15 protein-coding genes are annotated in these 24,248 nt (G+C 67.3%); 8 read left to right on the top strand and 7 right to left on the bottom strand.

What is annotated here, in order from left to right:
• Positions 1 to 3 precede the first annotated feature (3 nt).
• The 7 genes from aroK to SF06_RS00255 all read left to right on the top strand — a co-directional run bounded on the left by aroK (position 4) and on the right by SF06_RS00255 (position 11,695).
• The gene (gene aroK / locus SF06_RS00225) at positions 4 to 522 is read left to right on the top strand and encodes a shikimate kinase AroK (RefSeq protein WP_027591563.1); all 519 of its coding nucleotides are present in this window, start codon (positions 4 to 6) and stop codon (positions 520 to 522) included.
• A gap of 51 nt (positions 523 to 573) precedes the next feature.
• Positions 574 to 1,680 (top strand): 3-dehydroquinate synthase, encoded by a 1,107-nt coding sequence (gene aroB / locus SF06_RS00230; RefSeq protein WP_039559180.1) that lies wholly within the window; start codon positions 574 to 576, stop codon positions 1,678 to 1,680.
• Between the two features lie 3 nt (positions 1,681 to 1,683).
• Entirely contained in the window at positions 1,684 to 3,255 is a 1,572-nt protein-coding gene (locus SF06_RS00235) for an AAA family ATPase (protein ID WP_039559182.1), read from the top strand.
• 345 nt (positions 3,256 to 3,600) lie between these two features.
• Positions 3,601 to 8,049, top strand: coding sequence for a glutamate synthase large subunit (gene gltB, locus SF06_RS00240; protein WP_039559184.1), 4,449 nt, complete (start codon positions 3,601 to 3,603; stop codon positions 8,047 to 8,049).
• A gap of 89 nt (positions 8,050 to 8,138) precedes the next feature.
• Complete coding sequence (locus tag SF06_RS00245) at positions 8,139 to 9,560, top strand: FAD-dependent oxidoreductase (RefSeq protein ID WP_027591652.1); 1,422 nt, start codon at positions 8,139 to 8,141, stop codon at positions 9,558 to 9,560.
• A 139-nt stretch (positions 9,561 to 9,699) separates the two neighbouring features.
• Positions 9,700 to 10,764 (top strand): uroporphyrinogen decarboxylase, encoded by a 1,065-nt coding sequence (hemE, locus tag SF06_RS00250; protein ID WP_039559185.1) that lies wholly within the window; start codon positions 9,700 to 9,702, stop codon positions 10,762 to 10,764.
• 160 nt (positions 10,765 to 10,924) lie between these two features.
• Positions 10,925 to 11,695, top strand: a complete 771-nt coding sequence (locus tag SF06_RS00255; RefSeq protein WP_027591654.1) for a ParA family protein — start codon at positions 10,925 to 10,927, stop codon at positions 11,693 to 11,695.
• 74 nt (positions 11,696 to 11,769) lie between these two features.
• Here the strand turns inward: SF06_RS00255 and SF06_RS00260 are convergent, their stop codons facing one another.
• The 5 genes from SF06_RS00260 to SF06_RS00280 all read right to left on the bottom strand — a co-directional run bounded on the left by SF06_RS00260 (position 11,770) and on the right by SF06_RS00280 (position 17,618).
• Entirely contained in the window at positions 11,770 to 12,546 is a 777-nt protein-coding gene (locus tag SF06_RS00260) for a universal stress protein (protein WP_037009776.1), read from the bottom strand.
• A gap of 80 nt (positions 12,547 to 12,626) precedes the next feature.
• Positions 12,627 to 14,495, bottom strand: a complete 1,869-nt coding sequence (locus SF06_RS00265) for an MFS transporter (protein ID WP_039559190.1) — start codon at positions 14,493 to 14,495, stop codon at positions 12,627 to 12,629.
• A 105-nt stretch (positions 14,496 to 14,600) separates the two neighbouring features.
• The gene (trxC, locus tag SF06_RS00270) at positions 14,601 to 15,035 is read right to left on the bottom strand and encodes a thioredoxin TrxC (protein ID WP_039559193.1); all 435 of its coding nucleotides are present in this window, start codon (positions 15,033 to 15,035) and stop codon (positions 14,601 to 14,603) included.
• A gap of 213 nt (positions 15,036 to 15,248) precedes the next feature.
• Positions 15,249 to 16,526: a bifunctional O-acetylhomoserine aminocarboxypropyltransferase/cysteine synthase gene (locus SF06_RS00275; RefSeq protein ID WP_039559198.1), complete on the bottom strand. Its 1,278-nt coding sequence runs from the start codon at positions 16,524 to 16,526 to the stop codon at positions 15,249 to 15,251.
• A gap of 114 nt (positions 16,527 to 16,640) precedes the next feature.
• Positions 16,641 to 17,618 (bottom strand): sulfite exporter TauE/SafE family protein, encoded by a 978-nt coding sequence (locus tag SF06_RS00280; protein ID WP_027591659.1) that lies wholly within the window; start codon positions 17,616 to 17,618, stop codon positions 16,641 to 16,643.
• Between the two features lie 217 nt (positions 17,619 to 17,835).
• On the opposite strand from SF06_RS00280, the gene SF06_RS00285 reads away from it, so the two are divergent.
• Positions 17,836 to 19,287 carry a YdgA family protein gene (locus tag SF06_RS00285; RefSeq protein ID WP_039559205.1) on the top strand — a complete coding sequence of 484 codons (1,452 nt, stop codon included), beginning with the start codon at positions 17,836 to 17,838 and terminating at the stop codon, positions 19,285 to 19,287.
• Between the two features lie 139 nt (positions 19,288 to 19,426).
• Here the strand turns inward: SF06_RS00285 and selO are convergent, their stop codons facing one another.
• Positions 19,427 to 20,875, bottom strand: coding sequence for a protein adenylyltransferase SelO (gene selO, locus SF06_RS00290; protein WP_039559207.1), 1,449 nt, complete (start codon positions 20,873 to 20,875; stop codon positions 19,427 to 19,429).
• 8 nt (positions 20,876 to 20,883) lie between these two features.
• Positions 20,884 to 24,210, bottom strand: coding sequence for a mechanosensitive channel MscK (mscK, locus tag SF06_RS00295; RefSeq protein WP_039559293.1), 3,327 nt, complete (start codon positions 24,208 to 24,210; stop codon positions 20,884 to 20,886).
• Between the last annotated feature and the right edge of the window lie 38 nt (positions 24,211 to 24,248).

Raw genomic sequence — 24,248 nt, forward strand, 5'->3', positions numbered from 1 at the left:
GTTGTGCAAAATCTGATCATCGTGGGCCCGATGGGGGCTGGCAAAAGCACCATCGGGCGTCTGCTTGCCAAGGAACTGCGTCTGGACTTCAAGGACTCCGACAAGGAGATCGAGGTGCGTACCGGCGCGAACATCCCCTGGATCTTCGACGTCGAGGGCGAGCAGGGCTTCCGCGACCGCGAACAGGCCGTGCTGGCCGACCTCTGCCAGGAGCAGGGGCTGGTGATTGCCACCGGCGGCGGCGCGGTGATGCGCCCCGAGAACCGCCAGGCTCTGCGCGCCGGCGGCCGGGTGATCTACCTGCACACCTCGGTTGAGCAGCAACTGGCGCGCACCGCCCGCGATCGCAACCGCCCGCTGCTGCGCACCGCCAACCCCGGGCAGGTGCTGAGCGACTTGCTGGCCATCCGCGATCCGCTGTACCGCGAGATCGCCGACCTGATCATCGAGACCGACGAGCGACCGCCGCGCCTGGTGGTGCTGGAAATCCTCGCGCGCCTCAAGGAGCTTCCCGAGCGTTAATGCCGGCGTCTAACTGGGGTATCCTAGCTCCCTGATCAAATCGGGGGCCCCATGCAGACTCTTCAGGTCGATCTCGGAACGCGCAGTTATCCCATCTATATTGGCCGCGGCCTGCTCGACGACGGCGCGCTGCTGGCCCGCCATATCGTCGGCCGCCAGGTGGCCATCGTCAGCAACGAGACGGTGGCGCCTCTCTATCTCCAGCGCCTGTCAGCGGCACTCGCCGATTTCAAGCAGACCCACATCGTCCTGCCCGATGGCGAAGCCCACAAGAACTGGGAAACCCTGCAGCTGATCTTCGACGGCCTGCTGCAGGCCCGACACGACCGGCGCACCACGGTGATCGCCCTGGGCGGCGGGGTAATCGGCGACATGGCCGGCTTTGCCGCCGCCTGTTACCAGCGCGGCGTGAACTTCATCCAGGTGCCCACCACGCTATTGTCCCAGGTCGATTCCTCGGTGGGCGGCAAGACGGGCATCAACCACCCGCTGGGCAAGAACATGATCGGCGCCTTCTACCAGCCGCAGGCGGTGCTGATCGACACCGCCAGCCTGGCCACCCTGCCGGCGCGTGAGCTTTCCGCCGGCCTGGCCGAGGTGATCAAGTACGGGTTGATCTGCGACGAGCCTTTTCTCGGCTGGCTGGAAACCAACATCGACGCGCTGCGCCAGCTCGACGATGCCGCCCTCAGCGAGGCGATCGAGCGTTCCTGCGCGGCGAAGGCCCGGGTGGTGGGTGCCGACGAGCGCGAATCAGGCATTCGCGCCACCCTGAACCTCGGCCATACCTTCGGCCACGCCATCGAAACCCACATGGGGTATGGCGTGTGGCTGCATGGCGAGGCCGTCGGTGCTGGCACCGTTATGGCGCTGGAGATGTCCCGTCGCCTGGGCTGGATTTCCGAAGCCGAGCGCGACCGCGGCATCCGCCTGCTGCGTCGTGCGGGCCTGCCGGTGGTACCGCCGCAGGAGATGACTTCCGAACACTTCCTCGAACACATGGCGGTGGACAAGAAGGTGCTCGACGGCCAGCTGCGCCTGGTGCTGCTGCAGCGGCTGGGCGAGGCGGTCGTCACCGCCGATTATCCACGTGAGGCCTTGCAGGCTACCCTGACTACCGATTACGCCGGCCTTGTCGACTCGCTAGGAGACGCCTGATTCATGAGCAGCCTTCACGCCGAGGACGTGTTCCTCAGCCACTACCAGTTCAGCCATGACCCCTTCGCCGCGCGGGTGCCCAACTTCAAGTTCTTCCCGGCGCAACGCAAGCCGCTGCTTGCCCAGCTGCTGCACCTGGCGCGCTACAGCCAGCTGCTGCTGCTGGTGACCGGGCCGCTGGGCAGTGGCAAGACCCTGCTCCGCCAGGCGCTGGTCGCCACCTGCAACAAGCAGACGGTGCTGCCGGTGGTGCTCAATGCGAATTCCGGCGGCAGCGCCCAGGCGCTGTTGTTGCAGATTTCCCAGGTGCTCGGGCTGCCGGATGCGGACTCGACGACTATCCAGCGACATGTCGAGCAACTGGCGCTCACCGGCCAGGCGGTGTTCCTGCTGGTGGACGATGCCGAACTGCTGAGCAGTGAAGCCCTGGCCGAGCTGCTGGTGCTGGCACAGGGGCCTGAGGAAGGGCGTGCCCACGTGTTCCTGTTCGGCGAGGCACAGACCGTCGAACGCCTGACGGCGCTGAGCGGTGACGATCAGGAGGAGCGTTTCCATGTCATCGAGCTGCAGCCCTACAGCGAGGAGGAAACCCGGGATTACCTGGCGTTGCGCCTGGACGGCGCCGGTCAGGGCATCGGCCTGCTCAGCGACGAGCAGGTGCGGGAGATTCACCAGCGCTCCGGCGGCTGGCCGGGGCCGATCAACGAGGCTGCTCGTGACCTGATGGTCGAGGCCATGCTGGAGGAGCGCGGTCTGCTGCGCCCGGCGGGCTTCCAGTTCAACCTGCCGCGCAAGCATCAGCTCGGTCTGCTCGGTATTCTGCTGGCCGTGGCGGCCGGTTGGCTGTGGCTGGGCAGTGGTGACGAACCTGCCACTGATGCGCAGGTGTCGCCTGCCGCCGCACCGGTCGAGCGCCATGCGGTGACGCGGGCGGCCGAGCCGGCGGTGCCGCGCGTGGAATTCGCCAATACGCCACAGCCGCTGCCGTTGCCGAGTGCGCCGAATCGCCCGGCCCAGCCACCTGCCCCGGCTGCTCCGGCGGTTGCCCCGCAAGCCGCCCCCGCAGTCACGGCCCTGCCGTTACCGCCCGAGCCGCCCACGCCGCAGCCACTCGCGAGCGCCCAGCCGGTGGCGGCGCCTGCTGCCCCGGCACCCGCCGCGAGCGAGCCGGCGCCGGCCAGGGTGTCCCTGCCGCTGCCCGAACCGGAGAGCAACGCCCCGGCCGCCCAGCCTCCCCGGCCGGCCGCCACGCAGATCGCCAGCCTGCCGCTGCCAACGCCCCAGGCGCCCTCCGTTGACTGGTACCTGGCCCAGTCGGCGCAGCACTATGCGCTGCAGGTGCTGGCGGTCAGCTCCGAACAGGCAGCTCGCGACTTCGTCCGCGAGCTGGGCAGCGAGTATCGCTATTACCGCAAGGTCCAGCAGGGCAAGGCGCTGTTCGTGGTAACCACCGGCAGCTTTGCCGATCAGGCGGCCGCCAAGGCAGCCATCGACGGCCTGCCCGCCAAGGTGCGCGCGGGCAAGCCTTGGGCGCGCAGCTTCGCCGGCATCCAGCAGGAAATCGGCCGGCCCTGACCGGCCTGTCCCGCATGTCGCAGGGGCGACATGCGGACTCCCCTCTCTGTCGCTTTTCTGATATTAAATTTCGCCTTTCTGACTCTGGAGCGAGCTGGAGGCCGCGCCGCGCCTGGCGTTCAGGCATCCCCAGTGTCAACCTGCTCTCCCTGCATCGTTCGCTTTTGCGACATTAACTTTCGGTTTTCGGTCATTTTTGCGTTGTGAGGCTCAGGGGCGCTGTGTAAGATGGCGTCCGTTTCAGTCGTTGCGGTCCCTGTCAAGTGGGGCCGAAACACTGCGCCAAGTGATTGATTTTGAAAGCAATGTGCCTTCCCGGTGAGGGCCGCCAGGCGAGATTCCCCTATGAAAGCAGGTCTGTACCAACCCGAAGCGTTCAAGGACAACTGCGGCTTCGGCCTGATTGCCCACATGCAGGGCGAGGCCAGTCATCACCTGCTCAAGACTGCCATTCAGGCGCTGACCTGCATGACCCACCGCGGCGGCATCAATGCCGACGGCAAGACCGGCGACGGTTGTGGCCTGCTCATCCAGAAGCCCGACCTCTTCCTGCGCGCGGTGGCCCGTGAGGAATTCAATGTCGAGCTGCCGGCCCAGTACGCGGTGGGCATGGTGTTCCTCAACGCCGACCCGGTGAAGGCCGAAGCGGCGCGCGCCAACATGAACCGCGAGATCCAGGCCGCCGGCCTGCAGCTGATCGGCTGGCGCAAGGTGCCGGTGGATACCTCCGTGCTCGGTGAACTGGCGCTGGCACGCCTGCCGCAGATCGAGCAGGTGTTCGTAGGCGGCGCAGGCTTGTCCGACACGGCGTTCGCCGTGCAGCTGTTCCGCGCCCGGCGCCGCTCCTCGGTGGCCAACGCCGCCGATACCGACCACTACGTGTGCAGCTTTTCGGCGCAGACCCTGATCTACAAGGGCCTGATGATGCCGAAGGACCTGCAGGCATTCTTCCCGGATCTCAACGACGAGCGTCTGCAGACCGCCATTGCGGTGTTCCACCAGCGCTTCTCGACCAACACCCTGCCGAAGTGGCCGCTGGCCCAGCCGTTCCGCTTCCTCGCCCACAACGGCGAGATCAACACCATTCCCGGCAACCGCAACTGGGCGCAGGCACGTCGCCTGAAGTTCGCCAACGACCTGATCCCCGACCTGCAGGAGCTGGGCCCGCTGGTCAACCGCGTCGGTTCCGACTCCTCGAGCATGGACAACATGCTGGAGCTGCTGGTGACCGGTGGCATGGACCTGTTCCGCGGCCTGCGCATGCTGATGCCGCCGGCCTGGCAAAACGTCGACACCATGGATGCCGACCGCCGCGCCTTCTACGAATACAACTCCATGCACATGGAGCCGTGGGACGGCCCGGCCGGCATCGTGCTCACCGACGGTCGCCACGCCGTCTGCCTGCTCGACCGCAACGGCCTGCGTCCGGCCCGCTGGGTCACCACCAAGAACGGCTACATCACCCTGGCCTCGGAAGTCGGCGTCTGGGACTACCAGCCCGAAGACGTGCTGGCCAAGGGGCGCGTCGGTCCGGGGCAGATCCTCGCCGTGGATACCCACACTGGCGACGTACTGCACACCGACGACATCGACAGCCGCCTGAAGTCGCGCCACCCCTACAAGAAGTGGCTGCGCCAGAACGCCCTGCGCATCCAGTCGACCCTGGACGACAACGACCACGGCGGCCCGCAGTACAGCAGCGAGCAGCTCAAGAGCTACATGAAGATGTTCCAGGTCACCTTCGAGGAGCGTGACCAGGTGCTGCGTCCGCTGGCCGAGCAGGGCCAGGAGGCCGTGGGCTCGATGGGCGACGACACGCCGATGGCCGTGCTGTCGCGCCGCGTGCGCTCGCCGTACGACTACTTCCGCCAGCAGTTCGCGCAGGTCACCAACCCGCCGATCGACCCGCTGCGCGAAGCCATCGTCATGTCGCTGGAAACCTGCCTGGGTGCCGAGCGCAACGTGTTCGAGGAAACCCCCGAACACGCCAACCGCGCGATCCTCAGCAACCCGGTGATCTCCCCGGCCAAGTGGCGGACCATCATGGAGCTGGACCGTCCCGGCTTCGAACGGCATGTCATCGAGCTGAACTACGACGAGTCGGTGGGTCTGGAAGCCGCCGTGCGCAGCTTCGCCGATCAGGCCGAAGCGGCGGTCAAGGCCGGCAAGGTGCTGCTGATCCTCAGCGACCGCCACATCGCCCCGGGCAAGCTGCCGGCGCACGCCGCGCTGGCCGTGGGCGCCGTGCACCACCGCCTGGTGGAGAAGGGCCTGCGCTGCGACTGCAACATCCTGGTGGAAACCGGCACCGCCCGTGACCCGCACCACTTCGGTGTGCTGCTGGGCTTCGGCGCCACCGCCGTGTACCCGTACCTGGCCTATGAAGTGCTGGCCGACCTGATCCGCACCGGCGAAGTGCTGGGCGACGTCTACGAAGTCTTCAAGTACTACCGCAAGGGCATCTCCAAGGGCCTGCTGAAGATCCTCTCGAAGATGGGCATCTCCACCGTGGCCTCCTACCGGGGCGCCCAGCTGTTCGAAGCGGTCGGCCTCGCCGACGAGGTGGTCGAGCTGAGCTTCCGTGGCGTGGCCAGTCGCATCAAGGGGGCGCGCTTCGTCGACCTGGAAAACGAACAGAAGCTGCTCGCCGCCGAAGCCTGGACCCCGCGCAAGGGCATCCAGCAGGGCGGCCTGCTGAAGTTCGTGCACGGCGGCGAGTACCACGCCTTCAACCCGGATGTGGTGAACACCCTGCAGGCTGCGGTGCAGACCGGTAACTACGCAACCTTCAAGGAATACACCGCGCTGGTGGACAGCCGTCCGGTGTCCATGCTGCGCGACCTGCTCAAGGTCAAGGAGGCCGCCCAGCCGCTGAGCCTCGACGAGGTCGAGCCCCTGGAATCGATCTTCAAGCGCTTCGACGCCGCCGGCATCTCGCTGGGCGCGCTGTCGCCGGAGGCCCACGAAGCCATCGCTGAAGCCATGAACCGCATCGGCGGGCGCTCCAACTCCGGCGAGGGCGGTGAGGACCCGGCGCGTTACGGCACCCTGAAGAGCTCGAAGATCAAGCAGGTGGCCACCGGCCGCTTCGGCGTCACCCCGGAGTACCTGGTCAATGCCGAAGTGCTGCAGATCAAGGTGGCCCAGGGCGCCAAGCCGGGCGAGGGTGGTCAGTTGCCCGGCGGCAAGGTCAACGGCCTGATCGCGCGCCTGCGCTATGCGGTGCCCGGCGTGACGCTGATCTCCCCGCCGCCGCACCATGACATCTATTCCATCGAGGACCTGGCGCAGCTGATCTTTGACCTCAAGCAGGTCAACCCCAAGGCGCTGGTCTCCGTGAAGCTGGTGGCCGAGCCGGGTGTGGGCACCATCGCCGCTGGCGTGGCCAAGGCCTACGCCGACCTGATCACCATCTCCGGCTACGACGGTGGCACCGGCGCCTCGCCGCTGACCTCCATCAAGTACGCCGGCTCGCCGTGGGAGCTGGGCCTTTCCGAAGCGCACCAGACCCTGCGCGGCAACGACCTGCGCGGCAAGGTACGCGTGCAGACCGACGGCGGCCTGAAGACCGGCCTGGACGTGATCAAGGCCGCCATCCTCGGCGCCGAGAGCTTCGGCTTCGGCACCGCGCCGATGATCGCCCTGGGCTGCAAGTACCTGCGCATCTGCCACCTGAACAACTGCGCCACCGGCGTGGCTACCCAGAATGACCAGCTGCGCAAAGACCACTTCATCGGCACCGTGGACATGGTGGTGAACTTCTTCACCTTCATTGCCAGCGAAACCCGCGAGTGGCTGGCGCGTCTTGGCGTGCGCAGCCTGGAAGAACTGATCGGGCGCACCGACCTGCTGGAAATTCTCCCCGGTGAAACCGAGAAGCAGGGTCATCTGGACCTCACGCCGCTCCTGGGCAGCGACCTGATTCCGGCCGACAAGCCGCAGTTCTGCCAGGTGGCAAGCAACCCGTCCTTCGACCCCGGCCTGCTGGCCGAGAAGATGGTCGAGCTGGCCGGCATGGCCATCGCCGACAAGCTGGGCGGCGAGTACGCGCTGACCATCTGCAACTGCGACCGCTCCATCGGCGCGCGGGTCTCCGGCGAGATCGCCCGTCGCCACGGCAACCAGGGCATGGTCGATGCGCCGATCACCTTCCGCTTCAAGGGTACCGCCGGTCAGAGCTTCGGCGTGTGGAACGCCGGCGGCCTGAACCTGTACCTGCAGGGCGACGCCAATGACTATGTCGGCAAGGGCATGACCGGCGGCAAGATCGTCATCACCCCGCCGGCCGGCAGCCAACTGGATACCCGCGTGTCGGCCATCGTTGGTAACACCTGCCTGTATGGCGCCACCGGCGGCAAGCTGTTCGCCGCCGGCACCGCGGGCGAGCGCTTAGCGGTGCGCAACTCCGGCGCCCATGCGGTGGTGGAAGGCACCGGCGATCACTGCTGCGAATACATGACCGGCGGCTTCGTCTGCGTACTGGGGCGTACCGGCTACAACTTCGGCTCGGGCATGACCGGCGGCTTCGCCTACGTGCTGGACGAGGACAACAGCTTCTTCGACCGGGTGAACCACGAGCTGGTGGAAATCCAGCGCATCACCGGCGAGGCGATGGAAGGCTATCGCAGCCACCTGCAGAAGGTGCTTGCCGAGTACGTCGCCGAGACCGGCAGCCCGTGGGGCACCGAGCTGGCCGAGAACCTCGACGACTACCTGCGTCGCTTCTGGCTGGTCAAGCCCAAGGCCGCCAGCCTGAAGGGCCTGCTGGCCAGCACCCGCGCCAACCCGCAATAACCCGTGACCCGGGGCAGAGCCTTCTGCCCCGACCCAGATTCCGCGAGCGGGCACCCAAGATGTCCGCCGCTGCCAAGAGGTTTTTAGTCATGACTGAACGTCTGCATAACGACTTCCAGTTCGTCGACGTTGATCGCCAGGACCCGAAGAAGAAGCTGCTGCGCGTGCGCAAGAAGAACTTCGTGGAGATCTACGAGCCCTTCAAGCCCGACGAGGCCAGCGAGCAGGCGCACCGCTGCCTGGAGTGCGGCAACCCGTATTGCGAGTGGAAGTGCCCGGTGCACAACTACATCCCGAACTGGCTGAAGCTGGTCTCGGAAGGCAACATCCTGGCCGCTGCCGAGCTCTCCCACCAGACCAACACCCTGCCGGAAGTCTGCGGCCGCGTCTGTCCGCAGGACCGCCTGTGCGAGGGCGCCTGTACCCTCAATGACACCGGCTTCGGCGCGGTGACCATCGGCTCGGTGGAGAAGTACATCACCGATACCGCCTTCGCCATGGGCTGGCGCCCGGATCTGTCCAATGTGGTGCCGACCGGCAAGCGCGTCGCGGTGATCGGCGCCGGCCCGGCGGGCCTGGGCTGCGCCGACGTGCTGGTGCGCAACGGCGTGACGCCGGTGGTGTTCGACCGCAACCCGGAGATTGGCGGCCTGCTGACCTTTGGCATCCCCGAATTCAAGCTGGAGAAGCAGGTACTGGCGCGCCGTCGCGAGGTGTTCACCGGCATGGGCATCGAGTTCCGCCTGAATACCGAGATCGGCAAGGACATCGGCATGCAGCAGCTGCTGGACGAGTTCGATGCGGTGTTCATGGGCATGGGCACCTACACCTACATGAAGGGCGGCATCCCCGGCGAGGATCTGCCGGGCGTGCATGCCGCGCTGGATTTCCTGGTGGCCAACGTCAACCGCAACCTGGGCTTCGAGAAATCGCCGGCCGACTTCGTCGACATGAAGGGCAAGAAGGTGGTGGTGCTCGGCGGTGGCGACACCGCCATGGACTGCAACCGCACCTCGATCCGCCAGGGCGCCAAGAGCGTCACCTGCGCTTACCGCCGCGACGCCAAGAACATGCCGGGCTCGCGCCGCGAGGTGAAGAACGCCAAGGACGAGGGCGTGAAGTTCCTGTTCAACCGCCAGCCGGTGGCCATCGTCGGCGAAGATCGGGTGGAAGGCGTCAAGGTGGTGGAAACCCGCCTGGGCGAGCCGGATGCCCGTGGCCGCCGCAGCCCCGAGCCGATCCCGGGCTCCGAACAGATCCTGCCGGCCGACGCCGTGGTGATCGCTTTCGGCTTCCGTCCCAGCCCGGCGGCCTGGTTCCAGGACTTCGAGATCGGCACCGACGAGCAGGGCCGGGTGGTCGCGCCGGAACAGGGCCGCTTCAAGTTCCAGACCGGCAACCCCAAGGTATTCGCCGGCGGCGACATGGTGCGCGGCTCGGATCTGGTGGTCACCGCCATTCACGAAGGCCGTCAGGCCGCCGAGGGCATCCTCGACTACCTGGGCGTGTGACGCCCTGCGGTCGGCCAGCCTTCTCCGGTTGCTCCGCCTGACGCCGATCAAACCAAAGATGAAAGGCCCGGCCCGCGCCGTGCCTTTTGTCGCGCGCTTTGCGACAATGCCCGGTCTCTTTTCTGGCTGGAACCTGGACATGACTGCCCTGAAGAACGATCGCTTCCTGCGTGCCCTGCTCAAGCAACCCGTCGACGTGACCCCGGTGTGGATGATGCGCCAGGCCGGCCGCTACCTGCCGGAATACCGGGCGACCCGAGCCAAGGCCGGCGACTTCATGAGCCTGTGCATGAATCCGGAGCTGGCCTGCGAGGTCACCCTCCAGCCGCTGGAGCGTTACCCGCTGGATGCCGCGATCCTGTTCTCCGACATCCTCACCGTGCCGGACGCCATGGGCCTGGGCCTGTACTTCGAAACCGGCGAGGGCCCGCGCTTCAAGAAGGTGGTGCGCAGCCTGGCCGACATCGAAGCGCTGCCGATCCCCGATCCGGAAAAGGACCTGGGCTACGTGATGGATGCCGTGCGCACCATCCGCCGTGAGCTGAACGGCCGCGTGCCGCTGATTGGCTTCTCCGGCAGCCCCTGGACCCTGGCCACCTACATGGTCGAAGGCGGCTCCTCCAAGGACTTCCGCAAGTCCAAGGCCATGCTTTACGAAAACCCGCAGGCCATGCACGCCCTGCTGGACAAGCTGGCCCAGTCGGTCACCAGCTACCTGAATGGCCAGATCAAGGCCGGCGCCCAGGCCGTGCAGATCTTCGATTCCTGGGGCGGCAGCCTGTCGGCGGCGGCCTACCAGGAATTCTCCCTGGCCTACATGAAGAAGATCGTCGACGGCTTGATCCGGGAGCACGACGGTCGGCAGATCCCGGTGATCCTGTTCACCAAGGGCGGCGGCCTGTGGCTGGAATCCATGGCCGAGGCCGGCGCCGAGGCGCTGGGCCTGGACTGGACCTGCGACATCGGCAACGCCCGCGCTCGCGTGGGTGACAAGGTGGCGCTGCAGGGCAACATGGACCCCAGCGTGCTGTACGCCAAGCCGGACGCCATCCGCGCCGAGGTGGGTCGCATCCTGGCCGCCTACGGCCAAGGCACCGGTCATGTGTTCAACCTGGGCCATGGCATCACCCCGGAGGTCGATCCGGCCCACGCCGGCGCCTTTATCGAGGCGGTGCACGAGCTGTCGGCGCAGTACCACCGCTGAGTCGCTGGCGGTTTCGCCTGAAAAGAACGCCACTTTATGTGGCGTTCTTTCATTTCGGCCCGCCTGGCGAAATGCCCGATCTTGAGCCTTCCGTAGGGGTCGCGCGGGTGCAGGTCATGACATAGACTCCAGGGTCATTGTCAGAATCGGGGAGACCAGCATGCGGCGAGTCGTGTTCAACCAGAAGGGCGGCGTCGGCAAGTCGAGCATCGCCTGCAACCTCGCCGCCGTAAGCGCCGCCGAGGGCTATCGCACCCTGCTGATCGACCTGGATGCCCAAGGCAATTCCAGCCACTACCTGACCGGGCTGAGCGGCAACGAGCTACCGGTCGGCATCGCCGATTTCTTCAAGCAGGTACTGTCCTCCGGGCTGACCAGGAAGGGCCGCGTGGACATCTACGAGACGCCGTTCGACAACCTTCACCTGGTCACCGCCACCCCCGAACTGGCCGAGCTGCAGCCCAAGCTGGAGCAGAAGCACAAGATCAACAAGCTGCGCAAACTGCTCAGCGAGCTGTCGGCGGACTACGACCACATCTACCTGGACACCCCGCCGGCGCTGAACTTCTACACCGTCTCGGCGCTGATCGCCGCCGACCGCGTGCTGATTCCGTTCGACTGCGACAGCTTCTCGCGCCAGGCGCTGTACGGCCTCTTGGAGGAAATCGACGAACTGCGCGAGGACCACAACGAGAAGCTGCAGGTGGAGGGCATCGTGGTCAACCAGTTCCAGCCGCGCGCCAGCCTGCCGCAGCAGATGCTCGACGAGCTGATCGCCGAGGGCATGCCGGTGCTGCCGGTGTACCTGAACAGCTCGGTGAAGATGCGCGAGTCGCACCAGGCGTGCATGCCGCTGATCCACCTGGACCCGAAGCACAAGCTCAGCCAGCAGTTCGTCGAGCTGCACCGGCATCTGAACGCAGATAGCTGAAACGCGCCGTAGGCGGTCGGCGCTTTTCCGTCCGCCGAAAGGAACCCGACCGAAGTTGCGGCGCTTTTCCGACTCTAGCCTCGGCTGATCAGGATGTCGCAGGGCGGCTGGCGCAGCAGGTCCTGGGCCATGCCGCCGAGCAGCGCGTCGCCCATCAGGCTGCGGGTGTGCTTGCCCAGCGCCAGCAGCTGCGGCCGTCGTTCGGCGATGGCCGCGGCCAGGCAGGCGCCGCGTTCGCCGCTGCGCACACCGTATTCGAGTACCCGACCGGGCGGTGCCAGGCGCGCCTGTTCGTCCGCCACCAGACGGCTGAACAGGCTGCACTGCAGGTCGAGATCCTCCTGCTGTTCGGCTGCCTTGCTCGGCGCCACCTCGAACACGTTCAGCGCGTACAGCTCGGCCTCGCTGGGCAGCAGGCGATGCGCCTGATGCAGGGCGGCGCAGGCGCACTGCGAGAAGTCCAGCGCCACCAGCGCCCGCTGATAGGGCGACACATCCCGGTTGATGGCCAACAGCAGCGGAATGCGGCTGCTGCGCGCCAGGCGTTCCAGAGTGGTGCCGGCGAACAGCTCGGGGCTGGACTTGTGATGGGCGCCCAGCACCAGCAGATCGGCGCCGACGCCCTCCGCCTGGCTGGCGATGGTGGCCGACGGTTGACCCTTGGCGATACGCAGCTCGGCGCCCGGCAGCCCCAGGGCCTGCAGGCGCTCACGCAGCGGCTGCGGATCGGTTTCCCGCTCCTGCACATGCAGCAGGGTCAGGCGACCCTCCAGCTGGCGGGCCAGCTGGGCGGCGCGCTGCAGGGCCAGGTCGGCCTCCGGGGTCAGGTCGTGGGCGATGAGAATGTGCATGGTGAACACCTGAGTTGAGGCTGCCGTTTCGAGCCGACAGCCTAGCAGAGGGCAGCCCCGCCGGGCTGCCCTGGGTCAGGTCATAGCGCCGCACCGCGCAGTTCGGCGACCCGCTGCTGCAGGGTCAGCCGGTCGGTGTCCGGCGCCAGCGGTTCGCCGGCCACCAGGGTGACCCGCGACCAGATGCGGCGGAACGGCCGGCGCGCCGGGTCGCGGCTGAAGAAGCTGCCCCACAGCCCGCGCAGCGCCAGCGGGATCACCGGCACCGGCGTGTCGCGCAGGATCAGCTCGACGCCGCCCTTGAACTCGTTCAGCTCGCCAGTGGTGGTCAGCTTGCCCTCCGGGAAGATGCACACAACTTCGCCGGCCTCCAGGTAGGCCTTGATGCGCGCGAAGGCCTGCTCGTAGATCGCGCGATCCTCGTGCTGGGCGGCGATGGGCACCGCGCCGGCGGTGCGGAACACGAAGTTGAGCACCGGCAGGTTGTAGATGCGGTAGTACATGACGAAGCGCACCGGGCGACGGATGGCGCCGCCGAGCAGCAGCGCGTCGACGAACGACACGTGGTTGCACACCAGCAGCGCGGCGCCCTCGTCGGGGATCGCCTCCAGGTTGCGGTGCTCGACCCGGTACAGGGTGTGGCCGAGCAGCCAGATGATGAAGCGCATGCTGAACTCGGGAACGATGGTGAAGATGTAGCCGTTCACCGCCAGGTTGAGCAGCGAGACGATCAGGAACAGCTCGGGAATGCCCAGCCCGGCCCAGTCCAGCACGGCGATGGCGAGCAGCGCCGCCAGCACCATGAACAGCGCGTTGAGGATGTTGTTGGCGGCGATCACCCGGGCGCGCTCGTCCGGCTTGCTGCGCGACTGGATCAGTGCGTACAGCGGCACGATGTAAAAGCCGCCGAAGACGCCCAGGCCGAGGATGTCGAGGAGGATGGCGCGCCCCGGCGCGCTGGCCAGCAGCGTCAGCCAGTCGTGGGGCGCGCCGCCCGGGAAGCTGGCGACGTGCCAGGCCAGCATCAGGCCGAACAGGCTCAGGCCCAGCGAGCCGAAGGGCACCAGGCCAATCTCCACCTTGTGGCCGCTGAGCCGCTCGCAGAGCATCGAGCCGAGCGCGATGCCCACCGAGAACACCAGCAGGATCAGCGTCGCCACGCTTTCGTCGCCGTGCAGCCAGTCGCGGGCCAGCGCGGGGATCTGCGTCAGGTACACCGCGCCGAGCAGCCAGAACCAGGAATTGCCGAGCAGCGAGCGCGACACTGCGGGGCGGCGGGTCAGGCCCATGCGCAGGGTGCGCCAGGTCTGCCGGGGAATGTTCCAGTCGAACCTCAGGCCCGGCAGCGCCGCCGGGGCGGCGGGGATGCCGCGGCTGGCCAGGTAGCCGAGCAGCGCCACTGTCACCAGGCTGGCGCCGATCCACAGGCTGTAGTCCGCGCGCGCGAGCAGCAGGCCGGCGCCCAGGGTGCCGAGCAGGATCGCCAGGAAGGTGCCGGACTCCACCAGCGCGTTGCCGCCGACCAGTTCGGTGTCGTCCAGGTGCTGCGGCAGGATCGAGTACTTCACCGGGCCGAACAGTGCCGACTGGGTGCCCATGGCGAACAGCGCCAGCAGCATCAGCGGCACGCTGCCCAGCCAGAAGGCCAGTGCGCCGAGCAGCATCAGCGCCAGCTCGAGCAGCTTGAGGCGGCGGATCAGCCAGTCCTTGGCGTACTTCTCGCCCAGTTGGCCGCCGAACGCCGAGAACAGGAAGAACGGCAGCACGAACAGCAGCGCGCAGAGGTTGACCAGGGTGTCGGCGCTGCCGGACAGGGTCAGCTTGAACAGGATGGCGAGGATGATCGCCTGCTTGAACAGGTTGTCGTTGAAGGCGCCGAGCGCCTGGGTGAGGAAGAACGGCAGGAAACGCCGGCTGCGCAGGAGGCTGAACTGGGACGACGAGGACATGGTTTCCATCCGTGAACAAGGCCGAGGGGCCGCTCACGGCCCCGTTCGGCGCATAGCATATCGCCACTGAGGCGACAGACCCATGTCAGGCGCGCCGGCCTGTGATCAGATCCCCTGCTGGCGCAGCCAGGCGAGCAGCTGCGGTAGCGGCATGGCGCCGCTCTGGCGGGCCACCTCGCGACCGTCCTTGAACAGCAGCAGGCTGGGAATCGAGCGGATGCCCAGTTGCCCGGCCAGCTGCGGGTTGGCCTCGCTGTCCAGCTTGGCCAGCCGGCATCTGCCCTGCAGCTCGCGGGCGGCCTGGGCGAAGGTCGGCGCGAAGCTGCGGCACGGCCCGCACCAACTGGCCCAGACATCCACCAGCAGCGGCAGGTCGCCCTTGAGCTGGCTGGCGAACGAGGCCTGGTCGATGTCGAACGGCGCCGCCGGCAGCACGGCGGACTTGCAGCGCCCGCAGCGCGGCGCGTCGTGCAGGCGATCGGCGGGAATACGGTTCAGCCCGGCGCAGGACGCGCAGGGCACCAGCAGGGTGTCGGACATGCAGAAGGCTCCGGAAATGGGCAATGCCCTTTAGGTGGAGCCGGGAAGGGGAGAAATCAACGGGGCGGGCCTGCGCGGGGTGTTATGGACGTAGGGTGGATCGCGCTTTACCGATCCACCAACGCGCCAAGGCGCGGCCGGCGAGGCGCGCCGTGCCGGCGCGATGGTGGACAAGAAACGCGTTGACCACCCTACGAGTGCAGGCAGCCAGTCTTAGCCTTTCGCCGCTTCCAGCGCCTGGGTCAGGTCTTCGAGGATGTCATCGATATGCTCGATGCCGATCGACAGGCGCACCAGGTCGCGGGAGACGCCGGCGCGGGCCAGTTCCTCGTCGTTCAACTGACGGTGGGTGGTGGAGGCCGGATGGCAGGCCAGCGACTTGGCGTCGCCGATGTTCACCAGGCGCACCACCAGCTTGAGGGCGTCGATGAACTTCGCTGCGGCGGATTCGCCACCCTTGATGCCGAAGGACATGATCGACGCCGGCTTGCCGCCCATGTAGCGCTGCGCCAGCGCGTGCTCCGGGTGCTCCGCCAGGCCGGCGAACTGCACCCAGCTGACCTGCGGGTGGCCCTTGAGGAACTCGGCGACCTTCTGGGCGTTCTCGCAGTGGCGCTCCATGCGCAGCGCCAGGGTTTCCAGGCCCTGCAGGATCAGGAAGGCGTTGAACGGCGACAGCGCGGCGCCCATGTTGCGCAGCGGCACCACGCGGCAGCGGCCGATGAACGCGGCCGGGCCGAAGGCCTCGGTATAGGTCACGCCGTGGTAGGACACGTCCGGAGTGTTGAGCAGCGGGAAGCGCGCCTTGTTCTCGGCCCAGGGGAATTTGCCGGAGTCCACCACGATGCCGCCGATGCTGGTGCCATGGCCGCCGATGTACTTGGTCAGCGAGTGCACCACGATGTCGGCGCCATGTTCGAACGGCCGGCACAGGATCGGCGTGGCCACGGTGTTGTCGACGATCAGCGGCACGCCATGGCGGTGCGCGGCATCGGCCAGCGCCTGCAGGTCGATGATGTTGCCGGCCGGGTTGCCGATGGACTCGCAGAACACCGCCTTGGTGTTGTCGTCGATCAGCGCTTCCAGCGCGGCGATGTCGTCGTGGGGCGCGAAGCGCACCTGGATGCCCTGGCGCGGCAGGGTGTGGGCGAACAGGTTGTAGGTGCCGCCGTACAGCTTGGCCACCGAGACGATGTTGTCGCCCACGCCGGCGATGGTCTGGATCGCGTAGGTGATCGCCGCCATGCCCGAGGCCACCGCCAACGCCGCCACGCCGCCTTCCAGCGCCGCCACGCGCTTTTCCAGCACGTCGGTGGTGGGGTTCATGATGCGGGTGTAGATGTTGCCGGCCACCTTCAGGTCGAACAGGTCGGCGCCGTGCTGGGTGTCGTCGAAGGCGTAGGAGGTGGTCTGGTAGATGGGCACCGCCACGGCCTTGGTGGTCGGGTCTGGGCTGTAGCCGGCGTGGATGGCCAGGGTTTCCGCTTTCATGCAGGGTCCTTGTTGTTGGTTTTCGTGTGGAGCGCAGCATGGCCAGACCGTCTGGGGCGGTCAATGCCCTGAGTCAGCCTGAGCCGTTGGCGAGCTAGATCGTTTTCTGCCGATTTAGAACACCGAGGAATAGATGTTGTAAGCGCTTATCGCGGTAATCAGCAGGCCGACGACAATCAGCAAGGTGCGGGCCGGCAGCTTCCTGCACAGCAGGGCGGCAAAGGGCGCGGCGAACAGGCCGCCAAACACCAGGCCGGCCACCATCATCCAGGTGCTCGGCTCGCCGGCCAGCAGGATGAACGAGGCCGCGCTGGCCAGGGTGAGGAAGAATTCCGCGAAATTCACCGAGCCGATGGTGGTGCGCGGGTCGCTGCCCGAGCCGATCAGGCTGCTGGTCACCACCGGACCCCAGCCGCCGCCCCCGGCGGCATCCACGAAACCGCCGAACAGCGCCAGCTTGCCGACATGCCGGGGCGCCTTGCGCTGGAAAACCTGACGGCAGGCCTTGCACAGGATGTACAGGCCCATCAGCAGCAGGTAGGCGGAAATGAAAGGCTTCATTACCGCGCCATCGAACTGGGTGATCAACAGGGCGCCGAGAAAGGCGCCGAGCATGCCGGGCAGCAGCAGGCTGAGGAACAGCCGGCGGCTGACATTGCCGAGCTTCACGTGAGAAATTCCGGACAGGCCGGTGGTGAACACCTCGGCGATATGCACGCTGGCGCTGGCCGCCGCCGGACTGGCCCCGGCGCTGAGCAGGAAGCTGGTGGCAGTGATGCCGTAGGCCATGCCGAGCGCACCGTCCACCACCTGGGCGAGAAAGCCGACCGCCACGGCACTCCAGAATGCCGGGCTGTGCAGGGTGCGGTCGATGATCTCCAGGCCGCTCAGCCCGCCGTTGTCGCCGAAGAACAGCCGCCAGGCCAGCACCGACAGCAGGCTGGCGAGGATTGCCAGGGCCGCCCACATGGCGATGCGCAGCGCCGGGTGGTTGTCCGGATGGCTGATGGTGTCCTCGATCGGCGGCAGCCCCAGCCGGGTGTGCTCCGCGTTGAGCGGGGAGTCGCTGAGGTCGATGGAGCGAATCTTCATGGGGGCGGGCCGTGGGCAATCACAAATCGACGGCGACCTTAGCGAGCCGGGTTTAGCACGTCCAAGTATGTTTCGCTTGTAAGTTATGCCTTGAGGTTCTAAGTCCGGCGCGCAGGAAACGAGCGCTGTATTCAAGCCGAAGGCTCCAGGGACGATAAGATGGCCACCCTCCGTCGCTTTCGGGGGCAGGGCCCCCGCCTCACAGAAGAGTCCAACCATGAAGAAAACAGGGATAGCCGCCGTCGTTCTGCTGGTGGCCGGTGCCGCGGTGACCGCCGGTGCCTGGTACACCGGCACTCAGCTGGAAACCCTACTCCCCGAAAAGATCACCGAAGCCAACCAGGAACTGGCGCGCCAGCTGCCGGGCAGCGAGGTGCAGCTCAGCCTGACCTCCCTGGAGCGCGGGGTGTTTTCCAGCGTCGCCCGCTACCAGCTTGACCTGGGCGAACTGGCCCACGAATGGCCCGCCTCCGAACTGGTACTGGTCGAGCACATCGAGCACGGCCCGCTGCCCTTGTCGCGCCTGAGCACCCTGCGCCTGCTGCCAGTGCTGTCGCACAGCCAGACGCGCCTGGAGGAAACCGCGCTGACCGCGCCGTGGTTCAGGCAGGCCGAAGGTGGCGAACCGTTGCGCATCCAGACCACGCTGGGCTACGACCTGGAGGCCAGCGTGCGTCTGGAGGTTGCGCCGCTGCGCTTCGCCGACGGCGAGACACACCTCAGCTTCAGCGGTTTCCAGGGCGAATTCGAGGGCTCCGCCGAGCAGGTGACGGGTAGCGGGCATTTCGACCGTCTGGAGCTCAGCACCCTCGGTGAGCAGCCGACGCGTGTGGGCCTGCAGGGACTGCAGGTGGTTTTCGACCGCCACAAGGGGCCGTCCGGCCTGTTCCTCGGCGAGCAATCGGTGACGCTCGAGCGGCTGGATGTGCACTGGCCGGGCCTGGAACCGCTGGTGCTGACCGAGCTGGCCCAGCGTGATCGCCTGAGCCAGACGGACGACCTGCTGGCCGCCGACCTGACCCTCGAACTGGCTGGGCTGAGCTATGCGGAGCAGCCGCTGGGCGCGTTGCGCATGGACTGGAGTGCCCGCGACCTGAATGCCGGGGCGATCGTTGCACTGGCGGACCTGATCGGCAGCTATGCCGAGACTCTGGAAAGCGACCCCGAGCATGAGGGCTTCAGCCATGCCCAGGAACAGCATCTCAAGGCTGCGCTGGAGTCTTTGCTCGACAGCCGGCCCAGCCTCAGCCTGGACAGTCTGTCGCTGAAGACCGCCAACACGGAGAGTCGCCTGAGCCTGCAGCTGGGCCTGAGCAAGCCGGCGATGGGTGAGGCGCTGCCGCCGGAAGTGCTGATCCAGCAACTGGTCTCCCGCCTCAACCTGCAGCTGGACCTGCCCAAGGCCAGCATTCGCGACCTGGTGGGCTACCAGGCGCTGTTCGATGCCAGCCTCGACCCGCAGGCGGTGGCCATGGAAGCCGACATGCTGGCCGAGATGGCCGGAGACATGGCGGTGGGCATGGAACTGGCCACCCTGCAGGGTGACACCCTCCAGACCCGTCTGGACTATGCCGACGGCCAGGTGACCCTGAATGGCCAGACCCGTCCGCTGGAGGAGTTCCTCGCCATGCTGAGCCTGCTGGCTGGCGGCGGCGTGGCAATCGAATAGGACTGCCCGCCGTGACGCCCGGTGGTTGCAGCGGCGGCTGGACCAGCCCGTAGGGTGGACAACGTTGTCCTTGTCCACCATGGCCCCCGCGCGCAACCTGATAGCGGCCAGAAAAACGCTGACCGCCCTACCTGCTTCATCAGGACGAGCAACTGATTTCCAGGTGCTTGCCCCATTGCGGTGGGCGCTCGGTGTAGCGCTCCTTGCCGGGCTGTTCCTCGAAGGGGCGACTGAGCACCGCGTGCAGCTCGTGCAGCGGCGCGAAGTCGCCGGCCTCGGCGGCTTCGATGGCCTGCTGGGCCAGGTAGTTGCGCAGGCTGTAGCGCGGGTTCACCGCGTGCATGCGCGCACGGCGCGCCTCGGCCGAGCCGCCTTCGCGCGCCACCCGGGCGCAGTAGTCGGCGGCCCAGGCGTCGAAACCAGCCAGATCGACGAACTCCTCGCGCAGCGTGCCCACCGCCGCTTCGGCGGGTTGTTCGCCCAGCGCGCGAAAGAAGTTCGGGTAATCCACCGCGCCGCCCTGCATCAGTTGCAGCAGGCGCTGGATCAGCTCTGTATCCGCCTCCTCGGCCTGGGTGAAGCCCAGCCTACGGCGCATGCGGTCTAGCCAGTGCGCCTGGTACAGCGGCAGGAACAGGCCGAGGGTCTCGCGCAGCGCCTCCACCGGTACGAACGGCGTCAGCGCCTGGGCCAGCGCCGACAGGTTCCAGTGGGCGATGGGCACCTGGTTCTCGAAGCTGTAGCGCCCCGTGTCGTCGGAGTGGTTGCAGATGAAGCGCGCGTCGAAATCATCCAGAAAGGCGTAGGGGCCGAAGTCGAAGGTCAGGCCGAGGATCGACAGGTTGTCGGTGTTCATCACCCCGTGGCAGAAACCGTAGGCCTGCCAGGCGGCGATCATCTCGGCGGTGCGTTCGACCACCGCGCGGAACAACGCCGCGTCATCGGCGCAGTCCGGGAAGTGGTTGGCGCGGGTGAAGTCCAGCAACTGGCGCAGCGCCCCATGCTGGCGCGTGTAATAGAAGTACTCGAAGTGGCCGAAGCGGATATGGCTGGGCGACAGGCGCAGCAGCATGGCGGCGGTTTCCTTGCGCTCGCGCCACACCGGCGTCGCCGAGGCCACCACACACAGCGCGCGTGTAGTGGGAACACCGAGGGCCGCCAGGTATTCGCTGGCCAGGAATTCGCGGATGGAACTGCGCAGCACCGCGCGGCCATCGCCCATGCGTGAGTAGGGCGTCGAGCCGGCGCCTTTCAGGTGCAGGTCCCAGTGCTCACCGGCCTCGTTGACCACTTCGCCCAGCAGCAGCCCGCGACCATCACCCAGGCGCGGGTTGTAGACGCCGAACTGGTGCCCGGAATAGACCATCGCCCTGGGTTCGGCGTCGCGCCACAGCGCATTGCCGGAGAATAGCCGGACGAATTCCGGCCGCTGCGCTTCGGCCGGGTCCAGATCGAGCAGCGCCAGGGCCGCCTCACTGGCGATGGCCAGGCGTGGCTCGGCGATGGGCTCGGGCTGCACGGCGGTGGAGAAGTCATCGCCCAGCCGCGCGAAACGGTTGTCGAAGTGCAACTGGTCCAGGCGTTTCATGGGCAACCTCAGGGTTTGGCCGGCGGTGGGATCGGCTGCTCGGTGGCCGCGCCAGCGGCGCCCAGCACGGCCGTTTGGCCGATCTGCGCTTCCTGCCCCTCCAGGTTCTTCACGAACACGTCGACCTGTCGGAAGGCGATCTCGATGCCGTGCTCGCGGAACAGCTGCTCGATGCGCCGGTTGATCTCGTCGGTGGCTCGGCCCCGGTCGCCCAGTTCGCGCACATGGATGATCAGGTCGTGGTCCAGCGTGCTTTCGCCGAAGGTCTGGAACAGCACCAGCGGCTCGGGGTCACGCATGACCCGCACGTTCTCGTGGGCTGCCTGATAAAGCAGGCGACGCACCAGCTCCAGGTCCGAGCCATAGCCGACACCGACCTTCAGCACCAGGCGGGTGACGGTGTCGCTCAGCGTCCAGTTGATCAGCTGGCTGGTAATGAAGGTCTTGTTGGGCACCACCACCACCTTGCGATCGGCATCGACGATGTGGGTGGCGCGGATGCGGATACGGTTCACCGAGCCGGTGACGTTGCCGATAGTCACCAGGTCGCCGATGCGTACCGGGCGCTCGAACAGGATGATCAGGCCGGAAATGAAGTTGGCGATGATCTCTTGCATGCCGAAGCCGATGCCCACCGACAGCGCCGCCACCAGCCACTGCAGCTTGTCCCAGCTGACCCCCAGGGTGGACAGCGTGGTGACGATGCCGAAGCCCATGATCAGGTAGGACAGGAGGGTGGTGGTGGCATAGGCGCTGCCCTGCGCCAGGCTCATGCGCGACAGCACCAGCACTTCCAGCAGGCCGGGCAGGTTGCGCGCCAGCACCAGGGTCAGTGCCACGATCAGCAGCGCGCCCAGCAGGTCGAGCAGGCTGATCGGCCGCAGGCTGGCGGTGGCGCCGCTGCCCTGGGTGAACTCGTAGAGGGTGACGTTATCCAGGTAGCTGAACACCGTCAGCAGGTCGGCCCAGACCCACCAGAGCACCGCCAGCAGGCCGGCGAACAGGCCCAGGCGGATCAGCCGCAGGGATTGCTGGTTGACCTGCTCGATGGCCAGCCCGGGCTCCTCGACGGGCGCCGCCACGCCGTCGACGCCCTCCGGCGTCTGCGCCTCGGTTTCGCGGCGGGCCTGCGCGCGCTGCCAGGCCAGGCGCCGGGCCGCCACCGCCAGGCCACGCGCCAGCAGGGCTTCCAGCAGCACCCAGAGCAGCAGGGCGTAGAGGGTGTCGATCAGCCGGCCGCTCAGCTTGAGCGCCGTGTAGTAGTAGCCGGCGAAGATCGCCGCCATCAGCAGCAGGGGCAGCAGGGCGACCAGCGCGCCCAGCAACCGGCGCAGCGGCGGCGCCTCGCTACTTTGCGGGCCCTGGAACATCAGGCGGGCCAGCAGCCAGCTCAGCAGCGCGAACCCGACCAGCAGCAGGAGCACGCCCAGCATGTCCTGGTCGAGTAAGCGCGGCTGGTTCTCGGCGAACGCCACCACGCCGACCAGGATCAGCAGCACAAGGCCCAGCCAGCGCATCTGCCGGTGCAGGAAGGACACCTGTGTGCGGCTCCAGCCGAAATGCCGCTCGGCCACTCCGCCCGGGGCGAGGATCTGATACGCGGTGTACAGCACCAGCCAGGCGCCGGCCATGGCATACAGCGCGGCGCCCAGGTGGACGTTCTGGCCGCGGGCGTCGATCTGCAGCGCATAGCCGCCCAGCGCCAGCATGAGACTGACGGGCAGGGCCTGCACCAGGCAGAACAGGATGGCCAGCGGTGTGTGGCGCTGGCTGTCGCGCCCCACCTGGCCGATGTCCTCATGCAGCGCCTGCAGCTTGCGTTGCCAGAACTGGCGCCGGGCGATCAGCAGGCCGCTGAGCAGCAGCGGCAGGAACACCCAGGGTCGGCTCAGCAAGCCGTTGGCCAGTTCGCCGAGGGCGCCCTGCCAGTCCAGGCGCGCCGCCTGCTCGACCAGCCGGCTGGGCAGGCGCTTCCACCAGTCCGGCTGCAGCGGCGGGTGGCTGGGAATCCAGAACAGCTGTTCTTCCAGCGTGTTGCTCAGGCGGCTGGCCAGGTCGCGCAGCTGGCGCTGGTTGAGCTGCAGGCTGACCGCTTCGCCCAGCAGCGCGTTGAGCTCGCGCGCCATGCGGTCGGCCAGTTCGGCGCGACTGTTGATCAGTTCCAGCAGCGCGGCGCGCAGTTGCTCATTCCCGGGCTCGCCGCTATCGGCGAGCAGTCGATCGACGAAGGCGCGCGGATTGGCCAGCTGCTCGCGGCTCTGGTTGAGCTCGAACTGGTAGAGGCGGATGTCGGCAATCTCGTCCGCCAGCTTGCCATCCACCGCGACCTGCGGCAGGCGGCGCTTCTGTTCCATGAGGATCTGCGCCAGCAGCAGGCTGCCCTTGAGCGCCTCGATCTGCTCGCCCAGCACCTGTTCGCTCTGAGTCAGGCTTTCCAGGCGCTGGCGGGTGCGCAGATTGGTCTGAGTCACTTCGTTGCGGCGATCGGTGATGCGCAGCAGGTGATCGGTCAGTTGCAGGTTGCGTGCGGTTTCCTGGGCAATCAGGCGATCCGGGCTGGCGCTGCGGGCTTCAAGGGTGGCCTGCTCGCGGGCCTGCTCGGATTGCGCCAGGCGCTTGGTGTTGATCAGTTCCTGCAGGGCGAGGATCTCCTGCTCCAGGCGCTCGATGCGCGTGGTGAGCAGCTCGCGGCGACGGCTGCCCAGGTCCAGCAGGGTGTCGTTGCCGGCCAGGGCGCGGCGGCTGAATTCATTGCTGAGGGTCAGGGTGGCCAGCTCGGCCGTCAGCAGGTCGCGCTGTTCGGCGCTGAGCGCCTGGCCGTCCAGGCGGTCGTCCTTGAGGGCTGCCTGCAGTTTCTGCATGCGCGCCTGGTTGCCGCTGATCTCGGTCTGTGCCCGCTCTGGACGTGTCTGCGCATTGATGACCAGGCTGTTGGCGGCGGTCAACTCCTGTTGCCACTCGGTCAGCTGCTGGTTGCGCGCGTCGAGGATGATCTCCAGCTCGACGATCTGGGCGCCGGCCTGCTCCCGCGCCGGATCGCTCTGTGGCCGGGCCTGCAGTTCCTCATAGGCGCGGCGGGCCTCGCTGATCTGCTCGGGCGCGTCGGCCAGCTCCCGTTCCAGGGCGCTGATCCGCTCGCGCAACTCGTCCTGGCGGGCCAGCTGCGCGAGCGTCTGTTCCAGGGTCTGCTGCACCTGCAACTGCTCGCTCTCCGGCAGTTTGCGATCCGGCAGGGCCGCCAGGGCAGCCTCGACGGACTCCCGGCTGGGCGGTTCGGCAGCATGGAGGGGAAGGCAGACGAGTAGCAGGAGGAACAGCGAACGAATCAGGGGCATGGGCTGGTCGGTGAACGGCGGGCCGGCGCGCAATGCGC

Origin of the sequence: Pseudomonas flexibilis, from assembly GCF_000802425.1 — a bacterium.
GTDB classification, from domain to species: Bacteria; Pseudomonadota; Gammaproteobacteria; order Pseudomonadales; family Pseudomonadaceae; genus Serpens; species Serpens flexibilis.

Excerpts from the sequence above, each read along its gene's own strand:
- aroB (WP_039559180.1), top strand. The coding sequence starts at position 574 with ATGCAGACTCTTCAGGTCGATCTCGGAACGCGCAGTTATCCCATCTAT.
- SF06_RS00235 (WP_039559182.1), top strand. The coding sequence starts at position 1,684 with ATGAGCAGCCTTCACGCCGAGGACGTGTTCCTCAGCCACTACCAGTTC.
- gltB (WP_039559184.1), top strand. The coding sequence starts at position 3,601 with ATGAAAGCAGGTCTGTACCAACCCGAAGCGTTCAAGGACAACTGCGGC.
- SF06_RS00245 (WP_027591652.1), top strand. The coding sequence starts at position 8,139 with ATGACTGAACGTCTGCATAACGACTTCCAGTTCGTCGACGTTGATCGC.
- hemE (WP_039559185.1), top strand. The coding sequence starts at position 9,700 with ATGACTGCCCTGAAGAACGATCGCTTCCTGCGTGCCCTGCTCAAGCAA.
- SF06_RS00255 (WP_027591654.1), top strand. The coding sequence starts at position 10,925 with ATGCGGCGAGTCGTGTTCAACCAGAAGGGCGGCGTCGGCAAGTCGAGC.
- SF06_RS00260 (WP_037009776.1), bottom strand. The coding sequence starts at position 12,546 with ATGCACATTCTCATCGCCCACGACCTGACCCCGGAGGCCGACCTGGCC.
- SF06_RS00265 (WP_039559190.1), bottom strand. The coding sequence starts at position 14,495 with ATGTCCTCGTCGTCCCAGTTCAGCCTCCTGCGCAGCCGGCGTTTCCTG.
- trxC (WP_039559193.1), bottom strand. The coding sequence starts at position 15,035 with ATGTCCGACACCCTGCTGGTGCCCTGCGCGTCCTGCGCCGGGCTGAAC.
- SF06_RS00275 (WP_039559198.1), bottom strand. The coding sequence starts at position 16,526 with ATGAAAGCGGAAACCCTGGCCATCCACGCCGGCTACAGCCCAGACCCG.
- SF06_RS00280 (WP_027591659.1), bottom strand. The coding sequence starts at position 17,618 with ATGAAGATTCGCTCCATCGACCTCAGCGACTCCCCGCTCAACGCGGAG.
- SF06_RS00285 (WP_039559205.1), top strand. The coding sequence starts at position 17,836 with ATGAAGAAAACAGGGATAGCCGCCGTCGTTCTGCTGGTGGCCGGTGCC.
- selO (WP_039559207.1), bottom strand. The coding sequence starts at position 20,875 with ATGAAACGCCTGGACCAGTTGCACTTCGACAACCGTTTCGCGCGGCTG.
- mscK (WP_039559293.1), bottom strand. The coding sequence starts at position 24,210 with ATGCCCCTGATTCGTTCGCTGTTCCTCCTGCTACTCGTCTGCCTTCCC.